General features: G+C 68.1%; 23 protein-coding genes. 10 read left to right on the forward strand and 13 right to left on the reverse strand.

The features are described 5' to 3' along the window. Nucleotides 1–11: 11 nt before the first annotated feature. Nucleotides 12–593 carry a guanylate kinase gene (gmk, locus tag OG921_RS18860; protein WP_266114055.1) on the reverse strand — a complete coding sequence of 194 codons (582 nt, stop codon included), beginning with the start codon at nt 591–593 and terminating at the stop codon, nt 12–14. Between the two features lie 28 nt (nt 594–621). Beyond that, nucleotides 622–942 (reverse strand): integration host factor, actinobacterial type, encoded by a 321-nt coding sequence (gene mihF / locus OG921_RS18865; RefSeq protein ID WP_266114056.1) that lies wholly within the window; start codon nt 940–942, stop codon nt 622–624. A gap of 314 nt (nt 943–1,256) precedes the next feature. Here mihF and OG921_RS18870 point away from each other — a divergent pair, with 314 nt between their 5' ends. Beyond that, complete coding sequence (locus tag OG921_RS18870; protein WP_266114057.1) at nt 1,257–2,132, forward strand: TIGR03564 family F420-dependent LLM class oxidoreductase; 876 nt, start codon at nt 1,257–1,259, stop codon at nt 2,130–2,132. 12 nt (nt 2,133–2,144) lie between these two features. Here OG921_RS18870 and pyrF read toward each other — a convergent pair whose 3' ends face one another. From pyrF to OG921_RS18910, 8 genes are all read right to left on the reverse strand, one after another. Then, nucleotides 2,145–2,942, reverse strand: a complete 798-nt coding sequence (pyrF, locus tag OG921_RS18875; protein WP_266114264.1) for an orotidine-5'-phosphate decarboxylase — start codon at nt 2,940–2,942, stop codon at nt 2,145–2,147. A gap of 11 nt (nt 2,943–2,953) precedes the next feature. Then, nucleotides 2,954–6,280 (reverse strand): carbamoyl-phosphate synthase large subunit, encoded by a 3,327-nt coding sequence (gene carB / locus OG921_RS18880; protein ID WP_266114058.1) that lies wholly within the window; start codon nt 6,278–6,280, stop codon nt 2,954–2,956. Next, nucleotides 6,280–7,398, reverse strand: coding sequence for a glutamine-hydrolyzing carbamoyl-phosphate synthase small subunit (gene carA, locus OG921_RS18885; protein WP_266114059.1), 1,119 nt, complete (start codon nt 7,396–7,398; stop codon nt 6,280–6,282). The genes carB and carA overlap by 1 nt, the downstream gene beginning before the upstream one ends. Beyond that, on the reverse strand, nt 7,395–7,886 hold the full coding sequence (locus tag OG921_RS18890) for a transporter (protein WP_266114060.1): 492 nt from the start codon (nt 7,884–7,886) through the stop codon (nt 7,395–7,397). Before OG921_RS18890 ends, carA begins: the two co-directional genes overlap by 4 nt. After that, nucleotides 7,886–9,187: a dihydroorotase gene (locus tag OG921_RS18895; RefSeq protein WP_266114061.1), complete on the reverse strand. Its 1,302-nt coding sequence runs from the start codon at nt 9,185–9,187 to the stop codon at nt 7,886–7,888. The genes OG921_RS18890 and OG921_RS18895 overlap by 1 nt, the downstream gene beginning before the upstream one ends. Continuing rightward, nucleotides 9,184–10,125, reverse strand: a complete 942-nt coding sequence (locus OG921_RS18900; protein WP_266114062.1) for an aspartate carbamoyltransferase catalytic subunit — start codon at nt 10,123–10,125, stop codon at nt 9,184–9,186. The genes OG921_RS18895 and OG921_RS18900 overlap by 4 nt, the downstream gene beginning before the upstream one ends. Next, entirely contained in the window at nt 10,122–10,730 is a 609-nt protein-coding gene (pyrR, locus tag OG921_RS18905) for a bifunctional pyr operon transcriptional regulator/uracil phosphoribosyltransferase PyrR (RefSeq protein WP_266114063.1), read from the reverse strand. The genes OG921_RS18900 and pyrR overlap by 4 nt, the downstream gene beginning before the upstream one ends. A gap of 179 nt (nt 10,731–10,909) precedes the next feature. Further along, nucleotides 10,910–11,686 (reverse strand): ABC transporter substrate-binding protein, encoded by a 777-nt coding sequence (locus OG921_RS18910; protein ID WP_266114064.1) that lies wholly within the window; start codon nt 11,684–11,686, stop codon nt 10,910–10,912. A gap of 123 nt (nt 11,687–11,809) precedes the next feature. Here OG921_RS18910 and pnuC point away from each other — a divergent pair, with 123 nt between their 5' ends. Genes pnuC through OG921_RS18930 form a run of 4 tightly spaced genes read left to right on the forward strand, consistent with a single transcriptional unit; the run spans nt 11,810 to nt 15,630 of the window. Beyond that, nucleotides 11,810–12,436, forward strand: a complete 627-nt coding sequence (pnuC, locus tag OG921_RS18915; protein ID WP_266114065.1) for a nicotinamide riboside transporter PnuC — start codon at nt 11,810–11,812, stop codon at nt 12,434–12,436. After that, nucleotides 12,433–13,524, forward strand: coding sequence for an AAA family ATPase (locus OG921_RS18920; RefSeq protein ID WP_266114066.1), 1,092 nt, complete (start codon nt 12,433–12,435; stop codon nt 13,522–13,524). Before pnuC ends, OG921_RS18920 begins: the two co-directional genes overlap by 4 nt. Nucleotides 13,525–13,549: 25 nt before the next feature. Beyond that, nucleotides 13,550–14,881 (forward strand): alpha-amylase family glycosyl hydrolase, encoded by a 1,332-nt coding sequence (locus OG921_RS18925; RefSeq protein ID WP_266114067.1) that lies wholly within the window; start codon nt 13,550–13,552, stop codon nt 14,879–14,881. Then, nucleotides 14,878–15,630: a DUF429 domain-containing protein gene (locus OG921_RS18930; protein ID WP_266114068.1), complete on the forward strand. Its 753-nt coding sequence runs from the start codon at nt 14,878–14,880 to the stop codon at nt 15,628–15,630. Before OG921_RS18925 ends, OG921_RS18930 begins: the two co-directional genes overlap by 4 nt. On the opposite strand, the gene OG921_RS18935 is transcribed toward OG921_RS18930, so the two are convergent. After that, the gene (locus tag OG921_RS18935) at nt 15,600–15,905 is read right to left on the reverse strand and encodes a putative quinol monooxygenase (RefSeq protein WP_266114069.1); all 306 of its coding nucleotides are present in this window, start codon (nt 15,903–15,905) and stop codon (nt 15,600–15,602) included. The genes OG921_RS18930 and OG921_RS18935 overlap by 31 nt on opposite strands. 43 nt (nt 15,906–15,948) lie before the next feature. Between OG921_RS18935 and OG921_RS18940 the strand changes: the two genes are divergently transcribed. Then, complete coding sequence (locus tag OG921_RS18940; RefSeq protein ID WP_266114070.1) at nt 15,949–17,025, forward strand: serpin family protein; 1,077 nt, start codon at nt 15,949–15,951, stop codon at nt 17,023–17,025. A gap of 8 nt (nt 17,026–17,033) precedes the next feature. Here OG921_RS18940 and OG921_RS18945 read toward each other — a convergent pair whose 3' ends face one another. After that, nucleotides 17,034–18,245, reverse strand: a complete 1,212-nt coding sequence (locus OG921_RS18945; protein ID WP_266114071.1) for a CdaR family transcriptional regulator — start codon at nt 18,243–18,245, stop codon at nt 17,034–17,036. A 148-nt stretch (nt 18,246–18,393) separates the two neighbouring features. On the opposite strand from OG921_RS18945, the gene OG921_RS18950 reads away from it, so the two are divergent. From OG921_RS18950 to OG921_RS18965, 4 genes are read left to right on the forward strand one after another with little or no spacing between them, the layout of a single operon-like run. Next, entirely contained in the window at nt 18,394–19,905 is a 1,512-nt protein-coding gene (locus OG921_RS18950; RefSeq protein WP_266114072.1) for a long-chain fatty acid--CoA ligase, read from the forward strand. Nucleotides 19,906–19,910: 5 nt separating this feature from the next. After that, on the forward strand, nt 19,911–21,617 hold the full coding sequence (locus OG921_RS18955; protein WP_266114073.1) for an alpha/beta hydrolase: 1,707 nt from the start codon (nt 19,911–19,913) through the stop codon (nt 21,615–21,617). An 11-nt stretch (nt 21,618–21,628) separates the two neighbouring features. After that, nucleotides 21,629–22,447, forward strand: coding sequence for a poly(3-hydroxyalkanoate) depolymerase (gene phaZ, locus OG921_RS18960; RefSeq protein WP_266114074.1), 819 nt, complete (start codon nt 21,629–21,631; stop codon nt 22,445–22,447). 43 nt (nt 22,448–22,490) lie between these two features. Continuing rightward, entirely contained in the window at nt 22,491–23,033 is a 543-nt protein-coding gene (locus OG921_RS18965) for an NUDIX hydrolase (protein ID WP_266114265.1), read from the forward strand. Nucleotides 23,034–23,040: 7 nt separating this feature from the next. Here the strand turns inward: OG921_RS18965 and OG921_RS18970 are convergent, their stop codons facing one another. Further along, nucleotides 23,041–24,396, reverse strand: coding sequence for a cytochrome P450 (locus OG921_RS18970; protein ID WP_266114075.1), 1,356 nt, complete (start codon nt 24,394–24,396; stop codon nt 23,041–23,043). Nucleotides 24,397–24,670: the final 274 nt, after the last annotated feature.

Raw genomic sequence — 24,670 nt, forward strand, 5'->3', positions numbered from 1 at the left:
AACGAAGAAAATTAGTGGGCGACGCGTTCCGGCGGTCGTCCGACCAACAAGGATACCAAGGTTTCGCAGGTCCGTTGCACGTCGTCATTGACGACGACGATGTCGAACTCGTCACGCGCGTCCAATTCGACCCGGGCGGTCTCCAACCGGCGCGCGATCACTTCCTCGGATTCGGTGCCTCGTCCGGTGAGCCGAGACACCAATTCCTCCCAACTCGGCGGGGCCATGAACACCCCGACGGCTTCGGGCATCGCGGCGCGCACCGAACGGGCCCCGGCCAGATCGACCTCGACCAGCACCGGGGTGCCTGCTTCCAGCGCCGCCCGCACCGGCGCGGCAGGCGTACCGGACCGCTGCAGACCACCGTGGATCTCGGCCCATTCGAGCAACTCCCCCGCCGCGATCATCCGGTCGAACTCGGACCGATCGACGAAGCGGTAATCCCGGCCGTCGACCTCACCGGGCCGCGGCGGCCGCGTGGTCGCCGAAACGCTGAACACCAGGTCGGGGACACGCTCGCGCAAGCAGCGAACGACAGTTGATTTACCGACGGCTGAGGGGCCGACCAGAACAACCAGTCGACCCCTCTGCACATCGCCCAACTCGGCGATCACCCTCGCGTCAGGACGCGAAATCGAACTTGGCGAGCAGCGCCTTACGCTGCCGATCGCCGAGTCCACGCAGCCGACGGGTCGGCGCAATCTCGAGCTCGGTCATGATCTCCTGCGCCTTGACCTTGCCAACCTTGGGCAGAGCCTCGAGCAGCGCCGAAACCTTCATCTTGCCGAGAATCTCGTCGCTTTCGGCGTCGGCGAGAACCTGCTTCAGGTCGGTGCCGCCACGCTTCAGGCGCTCCTTGAGCTCCGCCCGGGCGCGACGAGCGGCAGCCGCCTTCTCCAACGCAGCGGCGCGCTGCTCATCGGTCAACTGGGGAAGGGCCACGGTTCCTCCGTCTCATCGTTTACCTACACGGCGCCGGTTACCCAGCAGCCGTAGCGAACCGTACCCACGGTAGCCCCTGATTGCGAACCCACCCCCCAGGTCAGACCACATTTTTTGGTGTGTCTGTCATCCGAGCACCCGCCGAACAGGCCCGAAACGGGGTCCGCAGGGGGGTGCACGGACGGTTGCGGTGCCCGCCCCTCGGCCTGCAAATAACCCCAGGTCAGCCCGGTGGGTGGCGACCGTCCGCCGTCGCGGACTAGCCTTCGAACGGCCGTGCGCAAGGCAGCGGAGCGACACGAAAGGGACCAGGCGTGGATATCGGGGTTTTCGTTCAGGAGCAGACCGTCGACACCGCCGTCGAGCGCATCCGCGAGGCCGATGAACGCGGTTTTGCCCGCGCCTGGATGCCACAGGTCTTCGGTATCGACGCGCTCACCGTGCTCGCCATCGCCGCCCGTGAGGCGCCGACGATCGGTCTGGGCACCGCCGTCGTGCCGACCTATCCGCGCCACCCGTTCGCGCTGGCCACGCAGGCCCGCACCGTCGCGCAAGTGTCCGACGGCCGCTTCACGCTCGGCATCGGCCTCTCGCACAAGGTCGTCATCGAAGGCATGCTCGGCATGAAGTGGGGGCAGGTCCGCCACCTGCGCGACTACCTGTCGATCCTGATGCCGCTGCTGGCCGGGGAGCCTGCCGACTACGCCGGGGAAACGTTGACCGGGCGAGTCGCGCTCGATATCCCGGCCGAGCCGGTCCCGACGGTCGTTGCCGCACTCGGACCCAAAATGCTCGAGCTCGCCGGGCGCATGACCGCAGGCACCGCCACCTGGATGAGCGGGCTCGAAACCGTCGGCGGGCACGTTGTGCCCTCGATCCGGGCCGCGGCCGAGGAAGCCGGGCGGCCGGCGCCGCAAATCGTCGTCGCGCTACCGGTGGCCGTCACCGACGATCCCGAGCAGGCCCGGGAACACGCCGCCAAGGCGTTCCGGATGTACGGCTCGCTGCCGTCCTACCGGGCGATGCTCGACCGGGAGGGTGCGGCCGGGCCGGCCGACGTGGTCATCGCCGGGAACGAGGCGACGGTGCGCGGTGAGGTCGAACGCTTCGCCGAGGCCGGAGCGACCGAGTTCGTCATCGTGCCGTTCTTCGAGCGGGAACGCACGCTCGATTGTTTTACCGCCGGCTGACGCGACCGAACGCTAGGGCCGCAGGAAGTCGAATGCCTCGACTGTCGCAGCGACCGCGTCGCGCAGCGTGGTGACCGACGGCCCGGCGCGCAGCACTTCCCGTGATACCGACGGCACCAGAGTGGCGCCGGTGTCGACGAGTCGACGAATGTCGGCCGGACCGCCACCTTGGGCCCCGACGCCGGGCATCAGAACCGGGCCGTTGAGCGCGGACAGGTCCGGTGTGGCGGCCAGCGTCGCGCCGACCACCACGCCGACCGAGCCGAGCGGAACGGCACCCGCGTTGCAGGCGGCTGCCTCGTCCACCATCACCTGCGCGATCGACCGACCGTCGGGCGCAGTGGCGCCCTGCACTTGCGCACCCTCCGGGTTGGAGGTCGCCGCGAGCACAAACACGCCGCGCTCGGGCGTGGCCGCGAGCGCGGGTGCCAGCGAGCCGAACCCGAGGTACGGCGACACCGTCACCGCGTCGCAGGCCAGCGGACCGTCGCCGAGCCAGGCCCGCGCGTAGGCCGCCATCGTGGACCCGATATCGCCGCGCTTGGCGTCGGCGAGCACGAGAGTGCCGGTCGCACGCAGGTCGGCGATCGTCCGCTCCAGCACCGCGATACCGGCCGAGCCGTAGGTCTCGAAGAACGCGACCTGCGGCTTGACCAGGGCGGTGCCGGTGAACGCCTCGACGCAGATCTCGGCGAACTTCTCCAGCGACACGTCCCATGCGTCGAGCAATTCGGGGTGCGGATCGATCCCGACGCACACCGGCCCGCGTTCGGCGAGCGCGGCGTGCAGCCGGGCGCCGAAGCCCGTCATGCCAGGCCCGGTCATGCCAAGCCCATCGCCTTGTGCAGATCCTGCAGCGACCGCACCCCGATATCGCCGCGGATCGCGGCCTCGATCCCCTGCACCGCGGCGGCGGCACCCTGCACGGTCGTGATGCACGGGATGTTCATCAGCACGGCGGCACTGCGGATCTCGTAGCCGTCGACGCGCGGGCCGGAGTTGCCGAACGGCGTGTTGAACACCATGTCGACCTGGCCGTCCTTGATCCGGTCCACGATGTCGGGCTCGTCCGCGATCGCGGGATCGGACACCTTGCGCGCGATCTCGCACGGGATACCGTTGCGGCGCAGCATCTCCGCGGTGCCCTCGGTGGCGAGAATGTGGAACCCGAGGTCGGCGAGGCGCTTCACCGGGAACACCATCGAGCGCTTGTCCCGGTTGGCGATCGACACGAACACGGTGCCCTGCACCGGCAGCGAGCCGTACGCCGCGGCCTGCGATTTGGCGAATGCGGTACCGAAATCGGCATCGATACCCATCACCTCGCCGGTCGACTTCATCTCCGGGCTCAGCAGCGACTCGACGTTGCTGCCCTCGGCGGTGCGGAACCGGTTGAACGGCAACACCGCTTCCTTCACCGCGATCGGCGCGCTCTGCGGCAGGGCACCGCCATCCCCCTGGGCGGGCAGCACACCGGAGGCGCGCAGGTCGGCGATCGACTCGCCGAGCATCACCCGGGCGCAGGCCTTGGCCAGCTGCACGGCGGTCGCCTTGGACACGAACGGCACGGTGCGCGACGCCCGCGGGTTTGCTTCGAGCACATACAGGATGTCGTCCTTGAGGGCGTACTGCACGTTGAGCAGACCCTTGACGCCGATGCCCTTCGCCAGCGCCTCGGTGGAGCGACGCACGTTCTCGAGGTCGGTGCGACCGAGGGTGATCGGTGGCAACGCGCAGGCCGAGTCGCCGGAGTGGATGCCCGCTTCCTCGATGTGCTCCATGATGCCGCCGAGGTACACCTCGGTGCCGTCGCACAGGGCGTCCACGTCGATTTCGACGGCGTCGTCGAGGAACCGGTCGACGAGCACCGGGCGATCGTCGGAGATCTCGGTGGCGCGAGAGATGTAGTTCTCCAAGGACTTCTCGTCGTACACGATCTCCATCCCGCGCCCACCGAGGACATAGGACGGACGCACCAGCACCGGGTAGCCGATACCGGCGGCGATGTCGCGAGCACCCTCGAACGTGGTGGCGGTGCCGAACTTCGGCGCGGGCAGGCCGGCCTCGGTGAGGACGCGGCCGAATTCGCCGCGGTCCTCGGCGAGGTCGATCGCGGCGGGGCTCGTGCCGACAATCGGCACCCCCGCCGCTTCGAGTCGGCGCGCCAGGCCGAGCGGGGTCTGCCCACCGAGCTGCACGATGACACCCTCGACGGTCCCGGATTCCGACTCTGCCCGGTACACCTCGAGCACATCCTCGAAGGTGAGCGGCTCGAAGTACAGCCGGTCGGCAGTGTCGTAGTCGGTGGAGACGGTCTCCGGGTTGCAGTTGACCATCACCGTCTCGTAGCCGGCTTCGGACAACGTCAGCGCGGCATGCACGCACGAGTAGTCGAACTCGATGCCCTGCCCGATCCGGTTGGGACCGGAACCGAGGATGAGCACCTTCGGCTTGTCCGGCTGCTCGGCGATCTCCGATTCGGCCGCAGGGTCAAGCTCGTAGGTCGAATAGTGGTACGGGGTGCGGGCCTCGAACTCGGCCGCGCAGGTGTCGACGGTCTTGTAGACGGGGTGCACGCCGAGCTGCCCACGCACCTCGCGCACGGCGTCCTCGGTGCCGAGTTCGGGTCGCAGCGCGGCGATCTGCCGATCGGACAGGCCGTGGTACTTGGCCTGGCGCAGCAGCGCCTCGTCGAACTCGGACGCGTCACGGACGGTGTTGCCGAGTTCGTGGATCTGCCGGATCTGGTCGAGGAACCACGGGTCGATCTTGGTGGCGTCGAACAGTTGCTCGTCGGTGGCGCCGAGACGCATCGCGCGCTCGATGCCGTACAGCCGTCCGTCGTGCGGAACCGCCAGCTCCGCCAGGACGGTCTCCAGATCACCGCTCGCCGGATCGTCGACGGTCCAGAATCCGGCCGCCTTCGTCTCCAGTGAGCGCATCACCTTGCCCAGCGCCTCGGTGAAGTTACGACCGATCGACATCGCCTCGCCGACCGACTTCATCGTCGTGGTCAGCGTCGCATCCGCCCCCGGGAACTTCTCGAACGCGAACCGCGGCGCCTTGACCACCACGTAGTCGAGCGTCGGCTCGAAACAAGCCGGCGTCTCCTTGGTGATGTCGTTGATGATCTCGTCGAGGGTGTAGCCGATCGCCAGCTTCGCGGCCATCTTCGCGATCGGGTATCCGGTCGCCTTCGAGGCCAGCGCCGACGAGCGGGACACCCGCGGATTCATTTCGATGACGACCAGGCGGCCGTCGCTCGGGTCCATCGCGAACTGGATGTTGCAGCCGCCGGTGTCGACGCCGACCTCGCGCAGGATCGCGATCGAGAGGTCGCGCATCTTCTGGTACTCGCGGTCGGTCAGGGTCATCGCCGGGGCGACGGTCACCGAGTCACCGGTGTGCACGCCGACCGGGTCCACGTTCTCGATCGAGCAGATGATGACGACATTGTCGCGACCGTCGCGCATCAGCTCGAGCTCGTACTCCTTCCAGCCGAGGATGGATTCCTCGATGAGCACGTTCGCGGTCGGCGACGCGGCCAGCCCGCCGCCGGCGATGCGTGCGAGGTCGGTTTCGTTGTAGGCCATGCCCGAGCCGAGCCCGCCCATGGTGAACGAGGGCCGCACGACGACCGGGTAGCCAAGCTCGGCGACGGTGTCGCGGACCTCGGCCATGGTGAAACAGACTCGCGAGCGGGCACTTTCGCCGCCGACCTTGGCGACGATGTCCTTGAACTTCTGCCGGTCCTCGCCACGCTGGATGGCCTCGAAGTCGGCTCCGATCAGTTCGACGTCGTACTTCTCCAGGATGCCGCGCTCGTGCAGCGCGACTGCGGTGTTGAGTGCCGTCTGCCCACCGAGCGTGGCGAGCACGGCGTCGATCTTGTGCCCCTGCTCGGCCTCTCGGGCGATGACCTTCTCCACGAACTCGGGCGTGATCGGCTCCACGTAGGTGGCGTCGGCGAACTCGGGGTCGGTCATGATCGTCGCCGGGTTCGAGTTGACCAGCGACACGCGCATGCCCTCGGCGCGCAGGACGCGGCAGGCCTGGGTGCCCGAGTAGTCGAACTCGCACGCCTGGCCGATGACGATCGGCCCGGAGCCGATCACCAGGATGTGGTTGATGTCTGTGCGGCGTGGCATTACTTACTGTCCTCCAGCAGGCCGGTGAACCGGTCGAAGAGATAGGCGGCGTCGTGCGGGCCTGCGGCGGCCTCGGGGTGGTATTGCACCGAGAAGGCGCGCCCGTTGACGAGCCGGACGCCTTCGACCACACCGTCGTTGGCGCAGGTGTGGCTGACCTCGGCGGGCCCGAACGGGGTGTCGAACCGCTCCCCCGCTTCGCCTTCGAGCGCGAAGCCGTGGTTCTGCGCGGTGATCGCGATCCGGCCCGTGTCGTGCTCGATGACCGGCACGTTGATGCCGCGGTGGCCGAACTTCAGCTTGTAGGTGGCGCGACCGAGCGCCCGGCCGAGGATCTGGTTGCCGAAGCAGATGCCGAACAGCGGCACCCCGGCCCCGAGCACCTCCTGGGTCAGCGCAACGGCGCCACCGGCAGTCGCCGGGTCGCCCGGTCCGTTGGACAGGAACACGCCATCCGGTTTCAGCTCCCGCACCGCGTCGAACGACGTGCCGGCAGGCAGCACGTGCACCCGGATGCCGCGCTGCGCGAACATGCGCGGCGTGTTCGTCTTGATGCCGAGGTCGATCGCGGCGACGGTGAAGCGCGGCGTCCCGGTCGGCTCGATCACGTAGCCCGCGTCGGTGGTGACTTCGCTGGCCAGGTCGGCGCCGAGCATGGACGGCTGTGCGTTGACCTTGGCGAGCAGTTCCTCGGTGCCGGCGAGCGCGTCACCGGAGAAGATGCCTGCCTTCATCGAGCCGCGGGTGCGCAGGTGCCGCACGACGGCGCGAGTGTCGATCCCGGCGATGCCGACAATGTCTTGCCGGTCGAGTTCGTCGGTGAGCGACCCGGTGGCACGCCAACTCGACACGGTGCGCGAGGGGTCGCGCACGGCGTAGCCGGCCACCCAGATGCGCGCGGACTCGTCGTCCTCGTCGTTCCATCCGGTGTTACCGATCTGCGGTGCCGTCGACACCACGATCTGGCGGTGGTAGCTCGGGTCGGTGAGCGTCTCCTGGTACCCGGTCATGCCGGTGCTGAACACCGCCTCACCGAGGGTCTCGCCGACCGCACCGAAGGCGGTGCCGCGGAAAACCTTTCCGTCCTCCAGTACCAGGGCTGCTGGTATGGCGCTCACGCGCTCACTCCGTTCTGATCGATCCATTGGGGATAAACCGTCTTGTCGTCGCCGCGGAAACCGGTGTCGATCTCGGTTCCGGTCGGCAATTGCCAGCGCACCACAAGGACGCCGTCTTTGGTCATAACTTTGCCTGCTAGGCCGCGTTCGGTGCGCACAGCGCGAATCGCTTCGCGTGGGATCCAGATGGTGCTTGCCCCGGTCCGTTCGAGCAGGATGCCCTTCTCGAACCGGGCGATCCGCGCGGTGGCCCGGTGGCCGAGATCACCTACCGCGATTCGGTCCTGCCAGCTCGGCGCGATGGTGCTGCCCACGTAGAGACCGGTGGTCGCATCGATCAGCTGCGTGCCGAGATCCTCGGGCGCGGCGGGCAGTTCGCCGATCTGCGGGGCTTGCCGCTTGGCCCGGTTGCGCCAGCCGCGGTACATCAGCCCGATCAGCGCCGCCCACAGGAGGACGAGCCCGATCACCCAGAGCGCCCGTTCCATTACGCGCTCACCCCGACCTTGCCGTCGCGCGCGGTGACGCGGCCACGCAGGAATGTGGCGACCACCCGCGCGGGCAACGTCATCGCCTCGTACGGGGTGTTGCTGGAGATGCTCGCGAGTTCCGGTCCGCTCACTGTCCATGTCGCTTCCGGGTCGACGAGCACGAGGTTCGCCGGTTCGCCGACCGCGATGGGCCGGCCCTGGTCGCTGAGCTCGACGATCTCGGCGGGCCGCTCGCTCATCACCCGGGCGACGCCGCGCCAGTCGAGGTGACCCGGCTCGACCATTGCGGCCACCACCACCGACAGCGCGGTCTCCAGACCGAGCATGCCGGGTCGGGCCCTGGCGAACTCGTGGCATTTGTCCTGCTCGGCATGCGGCGCATGGTCGGTCGCGACGCAGTCGATGACGCCCTCGGCCAGGGCGCGGCGCAGCGCTTCGGCGTCGGAGATTTCGCGCAGCGGCGGATTGACCCGGTTCACCGGGTCGTAGGTCTCCAGCCGCGTGTCGTCGAGCAGCAGGTGATGCGGGGTCACCTCGGCCGTGATCTTGATGCCGAGGCTCTTGGCCCAGCGCATCAGCTCGACGGTGCCTGCGGTCGAGGCGTGGCAGACATGCACGCGCGCACCGGCATCGCGCGCGAGCAGTGCGTCGCGGGCGACGATGGCTTCCTCGGCCGCGCGCGGCCAGCCGGCCAGGCCGAGGCGCGCCGCGTTCGGGCCTTCGTGTGCGACGGCTCCGGCGGTGAGCCGGGGCTCCTCCGCGTGCTGGGCAATCAGTACCCCGAGCGAGTTCGCATACTCCAGCGCGCGCCGCATGATCAGCGGGTCGTGCACGCATTGCCCGTCGTCGGAGAACATCCGCACCCCGGCGATACCGCTGGCCATGGTGCCCATCTCGGCGAGTTGCTTGCCGTCCAGGCCGACCGTCACGGCACCGACCGGGTACACGTCGACGAGGCCGACTTCCTGTCCGCGCCGCCAAACGTGGTCGGTGACAACGACCGAGTCCGCGACCGGGTTCGTGTTCGCCATCGCGAAGACCGCGGTGTAGCCGCCGAGCGCCGCCGCGGCCGAACCGGTCTCGATGGTTTCGGTGTCCTCCCGGCCGGGTTCGCGCAAGTGGGTGTGCAGGTCGACGAAACCGGGCAGCAGGATCTTGCCCGCGCCGTCGATGACGGTTGCATCGTCGTCGGCCAGGTCGGAGCCGATCTCGGCGATCTCCTCGTCGGCGAGCAGCACGTCCACCGGATCGCCCTCGCCGTACAGGCGAACGCCCTCGATCAGGATGCGCGCGCTCATGCGACTGCCTCGTCGGTGCCGACCAGCAGCGTGAACAGCACCGCCATCCGCATGTGCACTCCATTCGTAACCTGTTGCAGCACAGCTGCCTTCGACGAATCTGCCACGGCCGAAGCGATCTCCATGCCGCGCAGCATCGGGCCGGGGTGCAGCACGGTAGCGTGGTCGGCGAGTAGACCCATGCGACGCTCGGACAGTCCGTAGTTGACCGAGTACTCGCGGGCCGACGGGAAGAATCCGCCGTTCATCCGTTCGGCCTGCACGCGCAGCATCAGCACCGCGTCGGCGCCCGGCAGTTCGGCGTCGATCGAATGCGACACGGTGACGGGCCAGGTCTCTACGCCGATCGGCAGCAGCGTCTGCGGCGCGACGAGCACGACTTCGGCGCCGAGTTCGGCGAGCAGGAACGCGTTCGAGCGAGCGACCCGGCTGTGCAGGATGTCGCCCACGATCGCGATCCGCTTGCCCTCGATGGTGCCGAGGCGCTGGCGCAGCGTGAGCGCGTCGAGCAGGGCCTGCGTCGGATGCTCATGTGTGCCGTCACCGGCATTGATCACCGCCGGCGCGTTCCCCCGCTGCTCGAGCCAGTTCGCGATCTGATGCGCCGCGCCCGAGGCAGGGTGACGCACGATCAGCGCATCCGCGCCCGCGGCGTGCAAGGTCATCGCGGTATCGCGCAGCGACTCCCCCTTCTGCACCGACGAGCTGCTCGCGCTGACATTGATGACGTCGGCGCTCATCCATTTGCCGGCGACCTCGAAGGACACCCGGGTGCGGGTGGAGTTCTCGAAGAACACGGTCATCACCGTGCGCCCACGCAGGGTCGGCAGCTTGCGCACCTCGCGACCGAGCAGTGCCTGCTCGAACCGTTCGGCTTCGTCGAGCAGTGCGGTCGCCGCCGCCCGGTCGAGATCGGTCACCGAGAGCAGATGCTTCACTTCGCCCCACCCTGGAACAGCTGCACCCCGTCCACACCGTCCTGTTCGACGAGCAATACCGACACATCCTCCGACCGCGCGGTCGGCACGTTCTTTCCGACGTAATCGGCGCGAATCGGGAGTTCTCGATGTCCGCGGTCGACCAGCACGGCGAGCTGCACGGCGCGCGGCCGGCCGAGGTCACGCAGCGCATCCAGCGCGGCGCGCGTGGAGCGGCCGGAGAAGAGCACGTCGTCGACGAGCACCACGAGTGCGTCCTCCACGCCGCCTTCGGGCACGGAGGTCCGCTCGAGCGGGCGATGCGGCTTGGTCCGCAGATCGTCGCGGTACAACGTGATGTCGAGCGAACCGACGGCGGGACGGATCCCGGAGAACTCGGCGATCTTGTCGGCGAGCCGGACTGCGAGCGTGCTGCCGCGGGTGGGAATCCCGATCAGCACGACGCGCGGCGTGAGGGGATCGTCGGAGTCGAGCGCGGTTTTCTCGATGATTTGATGCGCGATGCGGGCAATGGTCCGAGAAACGTCGGACGCCGAAAGCAGTTCGCGCGTCGCCTCGGAATCGTGGCGACGTTGATGGGGCACCCGTTCGTCGGGCACGCTCATTCCGCGGACCTCCTTCTCCGCCTCACGGGACGGGTCGTTAAAGGATGTCTTACGGGCAGCAAGCCTAGCAGCGGAGATGCCGAACTCCGACCTCAGTCCAGCGTCGCCCCGACGAATGTGACCCGCATTGCACGGCTGGCGCGATGCGGGTCACACCGTGGCGAGTCCGGGTCTGACATCTAGGTCGCCGCGGCAGCCTTGACCAGCCCCGGCTCGAGCAGATTCAGCACGTAGGGCACCGAGAGCGGTGTCGGCGTGTTGAGCCCGGTCACGGCCATGATGTCGAGGTTCGTCACGGATCCGTTCTGCACCGACGGCAGTTCGCCGTAGCCGGGCAGCTTCTCGTAGGCGCCTTCCATGCCCGGCATCGTGCTCGTGACCAGGAACTGTGAGTTCAACTCACCGACCCGCTCGGGTGAGACCCCCATCCGGCCCTGTCCGCCCGCCGCGGCGACAACCTCCGGGGGCAGGATCATGCCGAGGGTCTGGACCTGCTTGTCCCACGGGTCGACCTGCGCCGGCGTGAGAGCCCCGACGGTCGGCGCGAGCTGCGAAAGCTTGTCGTACTTGGGCTGGTCGATCAGGAAGTTCGGCACCAGGATGAGGTCCGGGTTCAGCGCGGCAATCTGCTCGACGATGTCGCCACCGACGTTGATCACGGTCGCGTCCGCCAGGCTCGCCGGCTCCCACGGCGCCGGCTTCCCGCCGGTCAACACGCTCGCCGCGGCGGCGTACCCGACCGGTTCCACGCCGAGCGACTCCGCTGCGTCGAGCCACTGGTCACCGAGCGCGACGACCCGCTCGGGCGTCGCGTCGAACTCGGTCGTCCCCAGGTTGTGGGTGATGACGACAGTCGTTCCACCGCCCGATGCGTCGTCGCTGTCATCGTCGGACCCGCACCCCGCCACGCCGATCGCGAGATCGCCTGCGGTGCGGCGATGGCGACTCGGCGCCACCCACGCCGCACAGTGCTGTCTGGCTGCATTGACTACTCCCTCACATTGCCCATGCGGCGATACACCAGCCCCGACCCACTTAGCGCATATATGCTCTAATGGCGTGAACCGAAGGGGTCTCCGATGATCGAATTCTTGAACTCGACAGCGCTCACCATGTTCGGCGCACCGACCACCTGGGCGGAGGTGGTGGGGTTCGCCACCGGCGCATGGTGTGTATGGCTCGTCGGTCGGCAGTCGGTGTGGAACTGGCCGATCGGTATCGCGAACAACCTGGTCTGGATCCTGCTGTTCTTCACCGCGGGCCTGTTCGCCGACGCCGGACTGCAAATCGTGTATATCGCACTCGCACTGTGGGGTTGGTACCAGTGGGTGCGTGGCGACGCCGGCGCGCCGCTCGCGGTCGGTTCGACGAGCCGGTCCGAATGGGCCGTGCTCGCGGGAGTCGGAATCGCCGGCACCGCCGCGTTGACGCTGCTGCTCGCCACGGCAACCGACTCGACCGTGCCGTTCTGGGACGCCCTCACGACCGCCTTGTCGTTGCTGGCGACCTGGGGTCAGGCGCGCAAGTACTGGGAGTCCTGGCTGCTGTGGATCGCCGCCGACCTCATCTACATTCCGCTCTATCTGCACAAGGACCTCACGCTGACCGCGCTGCTGTACGCCGGGTTTCTGGTGTTGTGCGTACGTGGCCTGCTCGCCTGGCGGCGCAGCGGTGCGACCACACCCGCGCTGGTGGCCGCACGATGACCGCGACCTATCGGCATGCCCTGGTCATCGGCAAGTTCTACCCACCGCACCGCGGACATCATCACCTGGTCCGAGCCGCCGCCGGTGTCGCCGAGCGTGTGACGGTCGTCGTGATGGCCTCGACAGCCGAGACCATCCCACTCGCCGATCGGGTGGCCTGGCTGCGCGCCTCGCACGTGGCCGACGCGGGTGTGCGGGTCACCGGGATTGCTTGCGACGCACCGATGGATCTGGAATCGGATGCGGTGTGGGCGGCCCAGGTGGCATGCATGCGCGCGGCGATCCGCGCGGTCGATCCGGCCCCGATCGACGCCGTCGTCTCCAGCGAGAAGTACGGCGACGAACTTGCCCGCCGGTTCGACGCCGTGCACGTGTGTGTCGATCCCGAACGCGTTGTCCATCCGGTGTCCGGCACGGCGTGCCGCGCGGGCCTCGCCGACAACTGGGAGATGCTCGACAGCCCGGCACGGAGCGGGCTCGCCACCCGAATCGTGTTTCTAGGGGCCGAATCGACCGGCACCACGACCGTCAGCCGCGCGGTGGCGAGGCACTACCGCGACCGCGGTGGTGCCTGGGCGCGCACCGGCTGGGTGCCCGAATACGGCCGCCGGGCCACCATCGCGAAGCTCGACCGACTGCGCCGGATCAACCCAGGCGCGACCGTGGACGATATCGTTTGGACCCCAATCGATTTCGAGCACATCGCGCGCACACAGGCCCGTCTCGAGGAGGACGCGGCACGGCGGGGGTCGCCGGTGTTGCTGTGCGACACGGATGCGTTCGCCACGACGGTGTGGGAGCGGCGCTATCTCGGTCCGCACAGCGACCGCGCCGCGGCAATCCGCACCGGCCGTGCCGCCATCTACCTGCTCACCGACCACCGCGGAGTGCCGTTCGTCCAGGACGGTGTTCGCGACGGCGAGCACGTGCGCGCCGAGATGACGGGCTGGTTCGAGGATGCGCTCACCGCGGCCGGGCGGTCCTGGGTGCTGCTCACCGGGTCACTCGACGATCGAGTCGACCTCGCCGTGCGCGTTGCCGACCAGGCATTGCGGATCCGCGCGACATTCGGCGACCCGCCGGGGTGATGGCCGAGTCACCTACGGTGGTGGCATGACGTCCGGCGAACCGAGTTGGGTTTACGACGCACTGTGGTGGCAGGTCTATCCGCTGAGCTTCGTCGGAGCGCCGGTGCGGCCCACCGCGGGCGAGGCGGAACTGCTGCATCGCCTTTCCCGGATCGAGGCGTGGCTCGATCATGTCGTCGAACTCGGGCTCAACGGGCTGCTGCTCGGCCCAATCTTCGCGTCGAGCACGCACGGCTACGACGTGATCGACCATCGCCGAATCGACCCGCGTCTCGGGGACGATGCCGATTTCGACCGACTGCTCACCGCCGCCCACGACCGCGGGATTCGGGTGATCCTCGACGGCGTCTTCAATCACGTCGGGCGCGCGCACCCGGCGTTTCGCGCCGTCGAGCAGGACGGTCCCGAGGCAGCGACCGCGGGCCTGTTCGCCGTGGACTGGAATGGCTGGCAGCCGGGTGACCCGGTGCGCGCCAACGTGTTCGAGGGACACGACAACCTCGTGGAGGTGAATCACAATTCGCCGGCGGCCGAGGAGTTCGTCGGCGGCATCATCCGGTATTGGCTCGATCGCGGCGTCGACGGTTGGCGCCTCGACGCGGCCTATTCGGTGCCCGACGCGTTCTGGCACGCCGTCCTGAGTTCGGTGCGCCGCGACTACCCCGACGCTTGGTTTCTCGGCGAGGTCATCCACGGGGACTACACCGAGATCGTGCGCAATTCCGCGATGCACGCGCTCACGCAGTACGAACTCTGGCAGGGGCTGTGGCACGCCGTCGTCGACCGGAACTTCTTCGAACTTTCCCATGCGCTGGGGCGGCATCGCGAACTCCTGGACACATTCGTGCCTGCGACCTTCGTCGGCAACCACGACGTCACCCGGATCGCGTCGGCGGTCGGACCGGAGTTCGTTCCGCACACTCTCGCCGTACTGTTCACCGTTGCCGGAACGCCGATCGTCTATGCAGGCGACGAGTACGCGATGCTCGGCATCAAGGAGGAACGGCACGGCGGTGACGACGCGGTACGTCCGGAGTTTGCTTCCACACCAACAGCTTCCGCCGATCTCGACGACACCGCACGGCAAGTCGTGGACATACATCGGCAGCTGATCGGTCTGCGTCGGCGGCACCACTGGCTGCACGAGGCCCGCACCGACGTGCTCGAGGTGAACAATCTGAGTCTCGCGCTGCGGGCCGGGCGCGACGCCGATGCCGTCGTCACTGTTCTCAACATCGACGACGAGCAGGTGGAGCTTCCGGCCGGGGGCGCTGCGCGGGTCGCGGCCGGCTCGGCGGAAATTGCGAACGGGCGCGCGCGGCTGCCGGCGCGTGGCTGGGCGGTGCTGACGACGTGAGCAGCTTGACCATCGGCGTGGATCTGGCCGCCGAGCCTGCGCGTACGGCGTTGGCAGTGCTGGAATGGCGCCCGAATGGTGCGCTGGTCACCAACGTGCGACTCGGGGTGTCCGACGCCGCCATCACCGATGCTGCCAAGGGGGCAGGACGGATCGGTATCGACTCCCCATTCGGCTGGCCGGATGCGTTCGTCGAATTCGTGGCGGCACATCACGAAGGGCATCCGCCGACCGTCGAACTGCAGACCCGCGAACAGCGCCGACCGCTGACGAAACGCCGCACCGATCTCGTGGTGGCACAGCGCACCGGCATCATGCCGCTGAGCGTGTCGGCCGATCTGATTGCGCACGTGGCGCTGCGCTGCGCTGGCCTACTGGCCCGGCTGGATGTGGTCGATCGGGTCGATGGCCGGGCCGTGGAGGTCTATCCCGCTGCGGCGCTGAAGGTCTGGAGGCTTCCCTTCCGGGGGAAGTCGACCACAACAGGTTTGACGGCGATGATCGACGGACTCCGGGCCGCTGCGCCCTGGCTCGATCTCGGTGCCTTTCGCGAGCAGGTGTCAACCCAGCACGACGCGTTCGACGCCGTAGTCGCGGCACTACTCGCGCGTGCCGTCGCGATCGGCGCGACCTACCTGCCGGACGAAGCGGAGCGCGCCGTCGCGGTACGGGAGGGCTGGGTGCACGTACCGCGCAATCCGCTCTCGGCCTTGATCTCTCAGGCGGGCTCGACCGACGAAATCACGTAGCGCTGCACCTCGGCGGCGACGATCCGGGTCTGCTGTTCGTCCGACGGACCGGAGCCGCGAAAGGCCAGCAGCGAAGGCTCGTCGGTCCACCGTTCGTAGATGGTGATGCGTTCGGTATCGACCACATCGGCGGCGATGGCAAAGTCGAGGCAGCCCGGCGCGGCACGCGCGGCGCGGACCACCTCGGCGCTGTCGGTGACGTATTGGTCGCGCTCGCCGGCGGCGACGCGGAGCCACCCGGAAACGATCAAGCCGGTCTGTGCAGGATCCGTCATGGTGTGACGGTATCCCGGCATGCGACACCTACCATGGGTGGACATGACGGCCCCTCCGCTCGCGGCGTCCGTAACCGCCGCCAACGACCTCACCGCGCGCTGGTGCGCCGCGGCCCGGCGGGGCGAGTTCGTCCTGTCCGGCGCGGGATTGTGGCCGCTGCTTGCCCTCCTGGCCTCGGCCGCGGACGGCCCGGCCCGTGACGAGCTACAACGCGCGGCCGGCGAAGGCCACGGCACAACCGAGGCGATCGAGGTGCTGCGCGCCCTCTCCGGTGGAGTCGCCACCTCCGCTGCACTCGGCGTGTGGGTGCGCGCCGACCTGCCGCTTCATCGGGACTGGGTTTCGACGCTGCCGGTCGGTGTCGTCGAAGAATTGACCGGCCAGCAGCGCCTCGACGCCTGGGCCGCCGAGCACACCCGCGGCATGATCGAGCGGTTTCCCCTTCAGGTGCGTCCCACCGACCTGCTGGTGCTCGCGACGGCGCTCGCGGCGAAGACGCGCTGGCGCGAGCCCTTCGACCCCGGACCGGTGCTGACCCGATCGACTCACGACCTGGACCAGATCGCGGTGCTCGGCGGGTCGGTGACCCGGGTGGTCGTCGAGGGCGAAGACGAACTCGACGTACACCTGCTGCTCGGCCACGACGCGTTGGGTGTCGGGATCGCCGCGCTCGATGGCACGGTGGGACTGCGCTCGGGCAGCTCGCTCGAAGATGGGTCGGCGGCCCCGGGCCTGACCGTGCGAACGACACGGGGTGAGGCCGACTCGGTGCGAGTGTCGTTGCCACCGTTCGAGATTCGCTCTTCGCACGATTTGTGCGCAGATCCCGAGCTGTTCGGACTCACGAGCGCGATGGACACCGAACACGGCCACTTCCCCGCGATCAGCCCCGAGCCGCTAGCCATCAGCCAAGGCGCACAAGACGTCTACGCGGCGTTCTCCGCCGAGGGTTTCGAGGCGGCAGCGGTCACCGCGTTCGCCATGCAGCTTGCCGGAGTGTTCATGCCGCCGCGCAAGCGGGTGCGGCTGATCGAGGTGAAGTTCGAGCCCCCGTTCGGGTTCCTCGCCGTGCATCGGCCGAGCGGGCTGGTCGTGGTGGCGGGACAGGTGGCGCCGTAGGCTGCCGCTCAGCCACCCTCTGGCAGGCGTCGCTCCACCTCGACCGCCAGGCAGAGCTCGGCAACATCGCGGGGCCGCGACAATGATTTGCCGGTCCGCTCCTCGATGCGACGCAGGCGATGCCGCACCGTATTGGGGTGGCAGAAGATCTTCGCGGCGGTCTCGTTGGCGGATCCGCCGGCATCGACCCAGGCCTCGAACGTCGTCACCAGGATCGCGCGTTCCTCCGCCGGTAGGTCGTCCAGTCCGGCGAGTAACCGACGCCCGATCCGCGTCATCGCCTCGGGCGCACTCAACGCCGCCAATGCCAGCGGCGAGTCGTCGAACACGGTGATCAGCGAACCGTCCGGCGATCGTTCCGCAGCCGCCGCGCGGGCCAGCAGGAGCGCCTCACCGGTGCCGGACAGTTCGTCGAACTTGGGGCTGACGCCCACCCGCTCCCCTGCCGTCGCGCTCAACACCTCGATCAAGGCGCGTTCGGAACCCGCACGCGGCAACGCGACGAGGCCGATCTGCAGGTCGGGATCGAGCCGCCAGGCCGAGCGGACGTCTCGCGCGTCCAGCTTTGCCGCGATCTGCGGCAACGCGGTCTTGCCGATCGCCGCCAGCCGGGCCGCCACCACGACATAGGGTCCACGGGTCGGCATCCGGAGCGCATCCGCGACCTCCCACAGGCTGCGGGTATCGGTGATCTGTCCGTACAGCAGCGCTTCCACCAGCGCCGCTCGCTCGGCTTCGTCACCGAGGATCTGGATCGTGAGCTGATCGCGGTAGGCGTCCGTCATCGCCTGGGTGAACTCGTCCTGCGTGATCATGATGTGCGTGGTCGCGTCGAGAATTGCGTCCGGTGTCAGGTCGGGGTTGCGCCGCGCCTGCGCGAGCGTCTCCTCCCACATGAACCGGAAGCCGACCCGGTAGGCAGCCATCACCGAGGCCAGCGGTGCCCCCGCCGCCGCCCGTGCCGTGCCGGTCTCCCGCGCCGCCGATACGTCCGCTCCGGGCTCCCCCCGGATCGACCGGAAGACGAATCGCATGTTCGCCGCACAGCTGGTCACCAGCTCGTCGCGGGATACCAGGTCGCTGTTCGCATAGAACGGGATCTCGGCACAGATGCGCTCGGCCAGCTGATCGGCCAGCTCGGAAATCCGGGCCAGCATCGCCGAGGCCAGGTCCACGATGTGCTGATCGGGTCCGGTACTCGCCGGCGAGCGAACTGCCATAGGGGACACCCTAGGCGCGCCAAGACCTGCGCGGATGTGCTCGGGAACATTCTGCGGGGCCCGCTGTTGTTTGCGCCACCATCGACTATGCCGCCGGACCGGCCCAGGATTGGAGTAACGGAAATTACACCCGACCCTGGAGGGCGATGTGACCAACATCAGCACGAATCTTGTTGCCTCGGCACAGAAGTACGCGGACAAGGCCGCCCTTCGCTGCGGCGAGGCGACGTTGTCGTTCGCGGAGTTCGACGCTGCCGCCGCTCGCGTCGCGACCTTCTTGGAGCGCGCCGGCATCGGCCCCGGCGACCGGGTGGGCGTGATGTTGGGCAACACCCCCGCATTCGCCATCGCTTTCTACGGCATCATGCGTCGCGGCGCAGTCGCGGTTCCGATGAATCCGCTGCTCAAAGCGCGCGAAATCGAGTTCTACCTGACCAACACCGGCGCCGCCGCGCTGTTCGCGACTCCCGCATTCGAGGCCGAGGCCACTGCGGCAGCCGACTCGACCGACACCACGCTGTGGGTCGTGGACGACGCCCGCCTCGCCGCCCTGATCGCCGATCTGCCCGAGCAGGACGCGCCGGTGGAGCGCACCGACAGCGACACCGCGGTCATCCTGCACACCTCCGGTACCACCGGGAAGCCCAAGGGTGCCGAGCTCACGCACGGCGGCCTCGGCCACAACGCGGACGTCACCGCGCACACGCTGCTGAACCTCGGCCCCGACGACGTGGTGATGGGCTGCCTGCCGCTGTTCCACGTATTCGGTCTCACCTGCGCGATGAACACCTCCGCGCTCGTCGGTGCCACCCTGACGCTGATTCCCCGGTTCGATCCGCGGGAGGCGATCGAGGTCGTGCGACGCGACGGCGTCACCGTGTTCGCCGGTGTGCCGACGATGTACTCGGCACTGCTCGGCGTCGCCGCCGAGTTCGACAAGGCCGCCACGTCGACGCTGCGCGTGTGCGTGTCCGGCGGTGCGTCGCTGCCCGTGCGCGTCATCACCGACTTCGAGCAGACCTTCGACGCCATCATCCTGGAGGGTTACGGCCTGTCCGAGACCTCGCCGGTCGCCTCCTTCAACCACCCCGACCGTGAGCGCAAGGCCGGTTCGATCGGCACCCCGATCGCGGACGTACAGATGCGTGTCGTCGACACGGCCGGCGTCGAGGTCGCGGTCGGTGAGCCCGGCGAAATCCAGATCAAGGGCCCGAACATCATGGCCGGCTACTGGGGCCAGCCCGAGGCGACCGCAGAAGCGATCTCCGCGGAGGGCTGGTTCTCCACGGGCGACGTCGGCAAGGTCGACGAAGACGGCTACTTCTACATCGTGGATCGCAAGAAGGACATGATCATTCGCGGCGGCATGAACGTCTACCCGCGCGAGATCGAGGAAGTGTTCTACGAGCATCCCGCCGTCGCCGAGGCCGCCGTGGTCGGTATCCCGCACGACTCGCTCGGCGAAGACGTCGGTGCCGCAGTCGCATTGAAGGCCGGCGCGCACGCCGAGCCCGAAGAGCTGATCGCGTTCGTCAAGGAACGCGTCGCCGCCTACAAGTACGCACGCGAAGTCTGGATCGTCCCCGCCCTGCCCAAGGGCCCCACCGGCAAGATCATGCGCCGCGAGATCTCCATTCCCACCTTCGAAACGAGCAAGTGATACCCATGGCCACCTCCGCCCCGAAGAAGACGACCAACCGTCCCGACGAGCTCGCCGCGCCCCTGGATTTGCTGCTCACCGGCTCGACGCGCAGCGTCGCCGGCCGAATGCTGCCGAGCCGCTCGTGGACCCGGATGGCGACCGGGCTCGCCGGCAAGCCCCGCACCGTCGCGGGCCGCGGCACCGCGCTCGTTCGCGAGCTCGGTTCCGTCGCGACCGGCAGCTGCACCCGTGCCCCGGCGCGCGCAGACAAGCGTTTCGCCGACCCGGCCTGGAATCAGAACCCCTTGCTGCACCGCACCATGCAGGCCTACCTCGCGACCGCCGACACCGCGAACTCGCTGCTCGATGACGCCGAGTTGGAGTGGCGCGATCAGGAGAAGATGCGCTTCGTCTTCGACAACCTGCTCGAGGGCCTGTCGCCGAGCAACAACCCGTTCATCAGCCCGCTGGGCTGGAAGGCGATGATCGACACGGGTGGACTGTCGATGGTGCGCGGCCTGAGTGCCTTCGCTCGCGACATGGCGTCCAAGCCACGGGTGCCCGCGATGGTGGAACCCGACGCGTTCGAGGTCGGCGAAACGGTTGCGGCCACGAAGGGTGCGGTCGTGTTGCGCACCCGCGTGTTCGAGCTGATCCACTATGTGCCGCAGACCGAGAAGGTCCGCGAGATCCCGCTGCTGATGGTGCCGCCGGTGATCAACAAGTACTACATCACCGATATCGCGCCTGGCCGCAGCATGATCGAGTACTACGTGCAGCAGGGCCAGCAGGTGTTCACCATCTCGTGGCGCAACCCTCAAGCGCGGCACCGGAGTTGGGACCTCGACACCTATGGTGCCGCAATCATCGAGGCGATGGACGCGGTGGAGGCGATCACCAACACCGACAGCACCCACCTGTTGGCGAGCTGCTCCGGCGGCATCATCGCGGCGATGGTCGCTGCACACCTGGCCTCGATCGGCGAGGGCGAACGGGTTGCCGGGCTTGGCCTCGCGGTCACCGTGCTGGATCAGAGCCAGGCCGGCTTCGCCTCGGCGGCGCTGAGCGAAAGCGCCGCCGAGAACGCGATCAAGCAGTCCGCGAAGAAGGGCTACCTCGACGGCCGCACCCTGGCCGAGATCTTCGCCTGGTTGCGTCCTACCGACCTGGTTTGGCGTTATTGGGTGAACAACTACGTGCAGGGCCGCTCCCCCGCCGCGTTCGACGTGTTGTTCTGGAACGCCGACACCACCCGCATGGCGGCCGGCCTGCACCGCGACATGGTCCAGCTGGGTCTGCAGAACGCCCTGACCACGCCGGGCGCGGTGTCCATGCTCGGCACCCCCATCGACCTCGCGACGATCGCCGCGGACGCATATGTGATCGGCGGGATCGCCGACCACATCTCGCCATGGCAGGCCTGCTACCGCAGCGCGCGGCTGCTGGGCAGCAAGGACAACCGGTTCGTGTTGTCCACCAGCGGGCATATCGCCGCGCTGGTCAACCCGCCGGGGAACCCGAAGGCGTCCTTCCGTGCCGGTCAGGTCGGCGAGGGCACGCCCGAGGAATGGCTCGACACTGCCGAGACGAGCAAGGACTCCTGGTGGCCCGACTATGTCGCGTGGCTCGCGGAGCGTAGCGGCGCCGAAGTCGACGCTCCCGCGGCACTCGGCAACGCACAGAACCCCCCGGTCGCACCTGCGCCCGGCGTCTACGTCCACCAGAAGTGAGGGCATTAGCTGTGTCGACAGTGCACACCGTCGACGGCGACGAGGTGCACTATGTCGCCGTGGGCGGGCAACGGATTCGCGTGGCTGTCCGCCGCGGTACGGGAGTACCGCTGGTGGTGTGCAACGGGATCGGCGCGAGCCTGGAGGTGCTGACGCCGTTCGTCGACGGACTCCACGGTGAGTCCACGGTGATCCGCTTCGACGCCCCGGGTACCGGCGGATCGGCAAAATCGTTCGCGCCGTATGGCTTTCCGTATCTCGCCTGGGTGCTCGGCCAGGTGCTGGACAAGCTTGGCTTCGGCGTCATCGACGTGCTCGGGCTGTCCTGGGGTGGTGCGCTGGCGCAGCAATTCGCGTTCCAGAACCCGCGTCGCTGCCGGCGACTGGTCCTCGTGGCGACCGGCACCGGCGCAATGATGGTGCCGGCGCACCCGAGCGTTCTGGCGAAGATGGTCACCCCGAAACGGTTCGCCGATCCCGAGTACGCCGCCGCGATCGCCGGTGAAATCTACGGCGGTACCGCGCGCAAGCGCGGGCGCGAGATCGCCGCGATTTTCGACGAGCAGGAGCACGCCGGGTCCCAGATCGGCTACGTGCATCAGTTGCTTGCGGGTGCGGTGTGGACGAGTCTGTTCGCGCTGCCGGCGATCCGGCAGAAGACGCTGATCGTGGCAGGCAAGGACGATCCGATCATCCCGCTTGTCAACGCGCGCATCATGAATCGGCTGCTGCCGCATTCCGTCCTGCATGTGCACGGCGGTGGGCACGTCGATCTGATCACCAATGCGGGCGAGCTGGCGCCGGTGATCGAGAAGTTCCGCAAGAGCTAGCGATCGGCGAACTCCGATACGGGCGGCGCGCCGGTTTGGCAGGATCGAATGCGTGGAGACACTCGGCTCGCGTCAGGTGTACGCCAACGCGTGGATGACCGTCCGCGAGGACGATGTGCGTCGCGACGATGGTTCGCTCGGCATCTACGGGGTAGTGGACAAACCGCACTTCGCACTGGTGATCCCGCTCGACGGCGACCGTGTGCACCTGGTTGAGCAGTTCCGCTATCCGGTGGGCGAACGGCGCTGGGAATTCCCGCAGGGCACCGCGCCGAATCGCGCGGAGTTGGCCGCCGCCGAACTTGCCGGGCGTGAGCTGCGCGAGGAAACCGGGCTGCGGGCGGGACGGATGGACAAGATCGGCGAACTCGATGTGGCGCCGGGTATGTCGAGCCAGCGCGGCTCGGTGTTCCTCGCCACCGAACTCGTCGAGGGCCCGCACGAGCGGGAGGACGAGGAGCAGGACATGCGGAACGCGTGGTTCAGCCGTGCGGAGTTCGAGGCGATGGTGGCGCGCGGGCAGGTTTCGGATGCGCAGAGTATTGCGGCGTGGGCTTTGCTGGGGTTGTGGGAGAAGCGCCACTAGAAGGCGGCTACCACCGCGGGGTTACCTGGCAGGGCACACCCTCTACCGGCATTAGCGTGACCCCGGAGATCAGCCGGACTTGGCCGGGCGGCGTTTCGAAATCGAACTGCTGCACCAGCCGCGCCAATGCCAGGCTGGCCTCCAGCATCGCGAAGTGCTGTCCGATGCAGCCGCGTGGACCGTGCCCGAATGGGAACCACGCGTACTTGTGCATGACCTTCTTGCGTTCGGGAGAGAACCGATCCGGATCGAACACCTCCGGATTCTCGAACAGATCGGGCCGGCGTTGGATGACCCAAGCCGACGGTGCCACGTCCGCGCCGGCGGGAATGCGATAGCCGCATAGGTCGACTTCCGCGGAACTCCGGCGACCCAGGAAGGGCACGGGCGGGTACAGCCGGGTCGCCTCCTCGAGCACCATCGTCGTGTAGGCCAGATGCCGTGCGTCTTCGGAGGTCGGGGATCCGGTGAGCACCTCGTCGGCTTCCGCGCGCACCCGCTGCTGAATCTCCGGATGGCGACCGAGCAGCCACAGCGCAAAGGTCAGCGCCAGCGACGTGGTTTCCTGGCCGGCGAACAGGAAGATCAGAATCTGGTCACGAACCTCGCTGTCGCTCAACGCGTCTGCGCCGTCACGCGCCGCGACAAGGCGACCGACCAAATCGTCGGTGCTGGCGTCGGACGCTCGCCGCTGCTCCACAATCTCGTCGCAGATGCGGTACACCCGCTCGCGTTCGCGCCGTACCCGGTGGTTCAAGGGGGTTGGAAATCCCAGCGGCGTCCGCACCGCTGCGAATCCCCGGAGTGTGACGGCCCGGCTCATCACCGGAAAGGTCTCGTGCAGCACCTGCGTCATTCGACCGGCGTCCTCACCGAACAGAATCTGTACCGCCAACGGCAAGGTCAGGTTCGTCATCTCGTCGAACAGGTCGACGATTCCGGCCGGCCGGGAGCGCCGCTCCGACACATAGCGCTCGATTTCGTCCGCCATCGTCGCGGCGTAGCCGTCCACCCGCCGCGTGGTGAACAGCGGCTGGATGAATCGCTTCTGCCGCAGCCAATCATCGTCCTGACTGGTCACCAGCCCGTTGCCGAAGATCTTCCGCATCTCGTTGTACGGGTTGGTTTCCTTGCGAAACTTCTCCGAGCCCGACGCATCCAGCACCGCGGCCGCCGCATCCGGGTGGTACCCACCGATGAACGACGCGCGCAGTCCGGGCGGACCGACCTCGAACCGCACTACGTCGCCACACTCGCGGTTCGCGCGGACGCTCAGACCGAGCGGGTCGCGCAGCAGCTCACGTAGTGATCCGAGCAGTCGGGGAGCCGGTACGAGCGGCACCTCTCGCAAAGCTGTCGTCATGGTGACCTCTCGATGCAGATTCGCCCGGTGCACCGAGTATCGGGGACAAAGCGGCTGAGCACACCAGTACCGCACTACCCGATTGTCCGGACCGGCCGGCGGGACGCGAGCGTCTCCGTACACAGCGAAAGTGCCCGGTCGGGGAACCGGGCACCTTCGTCGAGAGTCAGGCTCTTGGGCGCTGGTGACCATGTGGCCTACATGGTCGACATTCTGTCCAAAGTCTTGGCGGCTCTTCACTTTTTGCGGGTGTTCATCGCATCCGTGTTTTCAA

The sequence above is a fragment of the Aldersonia sp. NBC_00410 genome (assembly GCF_026342035.1).
Classification (GTDB): domain Bacteria; phylum Actinomycetota; class Actinomycetes; order Mycobacteriales; family Mycobacteriaceae; genus Aldersonia.